The sequence below is a fragment of the Microbacterium sp. Cr-K20 genome, from assembly GCF_000708325.1.
GTDB lineage: Bacteria > Actinomycetota > Actinomycetes > Actinomycetales > Microbacteriaceae > Microbacterium.
The window spans coordinates 1-5,859 of the sequence record NZ_JARE01000073.1 but is presented as its reverse complement, the minus strand read 5'-3'; the positions used below and the strand labels follow the sequence as shown (position 1 = coordinate 5,859).

The window sequence follows — 5,859 nt, the reverse complement described above, 5'->3', positions numbered from 1 at the left end:
CGGGCCTGGCTGTGATGGCTGGGTCGTGGGAGCATCCGATCCTTGAGAACTCAACAGCGTGCACTTGTCAAATGCCAAATTATCCTCGTCTCCACTTCGGTGGGGGTGAGAATTCCTTTGGATCAAAGACCAACTCCTTTCGGGGGGTTGGCAATGGATGAAGTCAGCAATGAATTTGTCTCTTTGGTCAGCATCAAACTCGCTGCGTCATCGTTTTCCCGGTGTCGTATGCATTTCTTTTTTACGGAGAGTTTGATCCTGGCTCAGGATGAACGCTGGCGGCGTGCTTAACACATGCAAGTCGAACGGTGAACACGGAGCTTGCTCTGTGGGATCAGTGGCGAACGGGTGAGTAACACGTGAGCAACCTGCCCCTGACTCTGGGATAAGCGCTGGAAACGGCGTCTAATACTGGATATGTGACGTGACCGCATGGTCTGCGTCTGGAAAGAATTTCGGTTGGGGATGGGCTCGCGGCCTATCAGCTTGTTGGTGAGGTAATGGCTCACCAAGGCGTCGACGGGTAGCCGGCCTGAGAGGGTGACCGGCCACACTGGGACTGAGACACGGCCCAGACTCCTACGGGAGGCAGCAGTGGGGAATATTGCACAATGGGCGCAAGCCTGATGCAGCAACGCCGCGTGAGGGACGACGGCCTTCGGGTTGTAAACCTCTTTTAGCAGGGAAGAAGCGAAAGTGACGGTACCTGCAGAAAAAGCGCCGGCTAACTACGTGCCAGCAGCCGCGGTAATACGTAGGGCGCAAGCGTTATCCGGAATTATTGGGCGTAAAGAGCTCGTAGGCGGTTTGTCGCGTCTGCTGTGAAATCCGGAGGCTCAACCTCCGGCCTGCAGTGGGTACGGGCAGACTAGAGTGCGGTAGGGGAGATTGGAATTCCTGGTGTAGCGGTGGAATGCGCAGATATCAGGAGGAACACCGATGGCGAAGGCAGATCTCTGGGCCGTAACTGACGCTGAGGAGCGAAAGGGTGGGGAGCAAACAGGCTTAGATACCCTGGTAGTCCACCCCGTAAACGTTGGGAACTAGTTGTGGGGTCCATTCCACGGATTCCGTGACGCAGCTAACGCATTAAGTTCCCCGCCTGGGGAGTACGGCCGCAAGGCTAAAACTCAAAGGAATTGACGGGGACCCGCACAAGCGGCGGAGCATGCGGATTAATTCGATGCAACGCGAAGAACCTTACCAAGGCTTGACATATACGAGAACGGGCCAGAAATGGTCAACTCTTTGGACACTCGTAAACAGGTGGTGCATGGTTGTCGTCAGCTCGTGTCGTGAGATGTTGGGTTAAGTCCCGCAACGAGCGCAACCCTCGTTCTATGTTGCCAGCACGTAATGGTGGGAACTCATGGGATACTGCCGGGGTCAACTCGGAGGAAGGTGGGGATGACGTCAAATCATCATGCCCCTTATGTCTTGGGCTTCACGCATGCTACAATGGCCGGTACAAAGGGCTGCAATACCGCGAGGTGGAGCGAATCCCAAAAAGCCGGTCCCAGTTCGGATTGAGGTCTGCAACTCGACCTCATGAAGTCGGAGTCGCTAGTAATCGCAGATCAGCAACGCTGCGGTGAATACGTTCCCGGGTCTTGTACACACCGCCCGTCAAGTCATGAAAGTCGGTAACACCTGAAGCCGGTGGCCTAACCTTTTTGGAGGGAGCCGTCGAAGGTGGGATCGGTAATTAGGACTAAGTCGTAACAAGGTAGCCGTACCGGAAGGTGCGGCTGGATCACCTCCTTTCTAAGGAGCATCTGACACCTCCGGGTGTCCAGAACCCAGATCGAAGGCATACGTTCTTCGCTGGGAGCTCATGGGTGGAACATTTGACATGGTGTGAAGGATGTTGTTCTTCTTTAGTACGTCGGGTCTTCGGATCTGGTGGGAACGGGGAGGGTGGCGGATGTCGCACCTGCACGCTGTTGGGTCCTGAGGGACCGGATGCGCACTGGCCTTTGGGTCGAGTGCACAGTCGGTTACTCTGGGCCTCTTTCTGTTTCCCCTTTTGTGGGGTTGTGGATGGGGGCACCGCCCGTACTTTGAGAACTACACAGTGGACGCGAGCATCTTGCAGCTGGCTTCGGTCAGTTGCACAAGATGATCTTAAAGATCATTAGTCAATTTCAGATTCCATCTTCGGGTGGGGTCGAGTTTTTGATTCAAACTCATGTGATTTCAAGTCTTTAAGAGCAAACGGTGGATGCCTTGGCATCTGGAGCCGAAGAAGGACGTAGCAATCTGCGATAAGCCTCGGGGAACTGATAAGCAAGTTTTGATCCGAGGGTGTCCGAATGGGGAAACCCCGCTGGGCGGCGTGCCGACCTAGTGACTCCCGCCTGAATATATAGGGCGGGTAGAGGGAACGTGGGGAAGTGAAACATCTCAGTACCCACAGGAAGAGAAAGCAACCGCGATTCCGTTAGTAGTGGCGAGCGAAACCGGAACAGGCTAAACCTAGCGTGTGTGATAGCCGGCAGGTGTTGCACGTTGGGGGTTGTGGGACTTTTCAGTCATCTCTGCCGAGGTGGCGGCGTTACAAGAAGGTATAGACGAACGGTCTTGAAAGGCCGGTCATAGAGGGTGCCAACCCCGTAGTCGAAATGCCTCTCTTGGCGCGAAGAGTATCCCAAGTAGCACGGGGCCCGTGAAATCCCGTGTGAATCTGTCAGGACCACCTGATAAGCCTAAATACTCCCAGATGACCGATAGCGGACAAGTACCGTGAGGGAAAGGTGAAAAGTACCCCGGGAGGGGAGTGAAATAGTACCTGAAACCGTTTGCTTACAAACCGTTGGAGCCTCCTTAGTAGGGGTGACAGCGTGCCTTTTGAAGAATGAGCCTGCGAGTTAGCGATATGTGGCGAGGTTAACCCGTGTGGGGTAGCCGTAGCGAAAGCGAGTCTGAATAGGGCGATTCAGTCGCATGTCCTAGACCCGAAGCGAAGTGATCTATCCATGGCCAGGTTGAAGCGACGGTAAGACGTCGTGGAGGACCGAACCCACTTAGGTTGAAAACTGAGGGGATGAGCTGTGGATAGGGGTGAAAGGCCAATCAAACTTCGTGATAGCTGGTTCTCTCCGAAATGCATTTAGGTGCAGCGTTGCGTGTTTCTTGCCGGAGGTAGAGCTACTGGATGGCCGATGGGCCCTACAAGGTTACTGACGTCAGCCAAACTCCGAATGCCGGTAAGTGAGAGCGCAGCAGTGAGACTGTGGGGGATAAGCTTCATAGTCGAGAGGGAAACAACCCAGACCACCAACTAAGGTCCCAAAGCGCGTGCTAAGTGGGAAAGGATGTGGAGTTGCCTTGACAACCAGGAGGTTGGCTTAGAAGCAGCCACCCTTGAAAGAGTGCGTAATAGCTCACTGGTCAAGTGATTCCGCGCCGACAATGTAACGGGGCTCAAGCACGCCACCGAAGTTGTGGCATTGACATTATTGGTAGGCCTTCGTGGTCCAGCCGTGTTGATGGGTAGGAGAGCGTCGTGTGGCCAGCGAAGCGGCGGTGTGAACCAGCCGTGGAGGCTACACGAGTGAGAATGCAGGCATGAGTAGCGAATGACGTGTGAGAAACACGTCCTCCGAAAGACCAAGGGTTCCAGGGTCAAGCTAATCTTCCCTGGGTAAGTCGGGACCTAAGGCGAGGCCGACAGGCGTAGTCGATGGACAACGGGTTGATATTCCCGTACCGGCGAAGAACCGCCCAAGCTAATCCAGTAGTGCTAAGTGTCTGAATCCCAGTGACTGATCCCTTCGGGGTGACGCTCTGGGCCTAGCGCACGACCCCATTCTGGTGCGGTTAGCGTATTAACAGGTGTGACGCAGGAAGGTAGCCCAAGCCAGGCGATGGTTGTCCTGGTGCAAGTGCGTAGGCCGAGTCGTAGGCAAATCCGCGATTCATTAAGGCTGAGACACGATGCGGATAAAAAGTGGGTGATCCTATGCTGCCAAGAAAAGCATCGACGCGAGGTTCTAGCCGCCCGTACCCCAAACCGACTCAGGTGGTCAGGTAGAGAATACCAAGGAGATCGAGAGAATCGTGGTTAAGGAACTCGGCAAAATGCCCCCGTAACTTCGGGAGAAGGGGGGCCTTCGGCGTATAGGGATTTACTCCCGAAAGCGTTTGGAGGCCGCAGAGACTAGTGGGTAGCGACTGTTTACTAAAAACACAGGTCCGTGCCAAGTCGCAAGACGATGTATACGGACTGACGCCTGCCCGGTGCTGGAAGGTTAAGAGGACCGGTTAGCCGTAAGGCGAAGCTGAGAATTTAAGCCCCAGTAAACGGCGGTGGTAACTATAACCATCCTAAGGTAGCGAAATTCCTTGTCGGGTAAGTTCCGACCTGCACGAATGGCGTAACGACTTCCCAACTGTCTCAACCGCGAACTCGGCGAAATTGCATTACGAGTAAAGATGCTCGTTACGCGCAGCAGGACGGAAAGACCCCGTGACCTTTACTACAGCTTGGTATTGGTGTTCGGTGTGGCTTGTGTAGGATAGGTGGGAGACTTTGAAGCATGGACGCTAGTTCGTGTGGAGTCATTGTTGAAATACCACTCTGGTCACTCTGGATATCTAACTTCGAACCGTAATCCGGTTCAGGGACAGTGCCTGGTGGGTAGTTTAACTGGGGCGGTTGCCTCCCAAAAAGTAACGGAGGCGCCCAAAGGTTCCCTCAACCTGGTTGGCAATCAGGTGTCGAGTGTAAGTGCACAAGGGAGCTTGACTGTGAGACTGACAGGTCGAGCAGGGACGAAAGTCGGGACTAGTGATCCGGCAGTGGCTTGTGGAAGCGCTGTCGCTCAACGGATAAAAGGTACCTCGGGGATAACAGGCTGATCTTGCCCAAGAGTCCATATCGACGGCATGGTTTGGCACCTCGATGTCGGCTCGTCGCATCCTGGGGCTGGAGTAGGTCCCAAGGGTTGGGCTGTTCGCCCATTAAAGCGGTACGCGAGCTGGGTTTAGAACGTCGTGAGACAGTTCGGTCCCTATCCGCTGCGCGCGTAGGAAATTTGAGAGGATCTGACCCTAGTACGAGAGGACCGGGTTGGACGAACCTCTGGTGTGTCAGTTGTTCCGCCAGGAGCACCGCTGATTAGCTACGTTCGGGATGGATAACCGCTGAAAGCATCTAAGCGGGAAGCCGGCCTCAAGATGAGATTTCCATACCTTCGGGTGAGAGGCTCCCAGCCAGACTACTGGGTTGATAGGCCAGATGTGGAAGTGCAGTAATGCATGCAGCTGACTGGTACTAATAAGCCGATGACTTGATAACACACCGTTTGTTGGTGCTACGCGTCCACTGAGTGGTTCTCGATGTACGGTCGAGAACCGCATAACAACAATGACTTTGTTATGTGTTTGATTGAAACATCAATAGTGTTTCGGCGGCCATAGCGTGAGGGAAACGCCCGGTTACATTCCGAACCCGGAAGCTAAGCCTCACAGCGCCGATGGTACTGCAGGGGGGACCCTGTGGGAGAGTAGGACACCGCCGGACTCCTTTTAGACAAAATGGCCACCCATCGATGGGTGGCCATTTTGCGTTTACACGAATAGAACAGGGAGCATCATGCCAGAAGAGGAAGAGCGCCGTCCGCGTCGCAACGACGACAGCGGATCGCGCGGTAATCGCGCTTCTGGCGGACGCCCCGGAAACAGCCGTGACGGTGCAGCCCCGCGCCGTGAAGGTGGCGGCTACAACCGTGATGGTGGTGCCCCGCGTCGCGAAGGTGGCTACAACCGTGATGGTGGTGCCCCGCGCCGTGAGGGCGGTGGCTACAACCGTGACGGTGGTGCCCCGCGCCGTGAAGGTGGCGGCTACAACCGTGATGG

The 5,859-nt window shown here is 55.1% G+C and carries 3 rRNA genes and 1 pseudogene; all 4 read left to right on the top strand.

Annotation, left to right across the window (positions count from 1 at the left end):
• The first annotated feature begins 240 nt into the window (after positions 1 to 240).
• Positions 241 to 1,764 (top strand): 16S ribosomal RNA (locus GZ67_RS0117620).
• 430 nt (positions 1,765 to 2,194) lie between these two features.
• Positions 2,195 to 5,299 (top strand): 23S ribosomal RNA (locus tag GZ67_RS0117615).
• A 108-nt stretch (positions 5,300 to 5,407) separates the two neighbouring features.
• A 5S ribosomal RNA gene (gene rrf, locus GZ67_RS0117610) occupies positions 5,408 to 5,524 on the top strand.
• The 16S, 23S and 5S rRNA genes sit together here, the layout of an rRNA operon.
• Positions 5,525 to 5,596: 72 nt before the next feature.
• Positions 5,597 to 5,859, top strand: a pseudogene (locus GZ67_RS21065) (hypothetical protein); the annotation flags it as partial.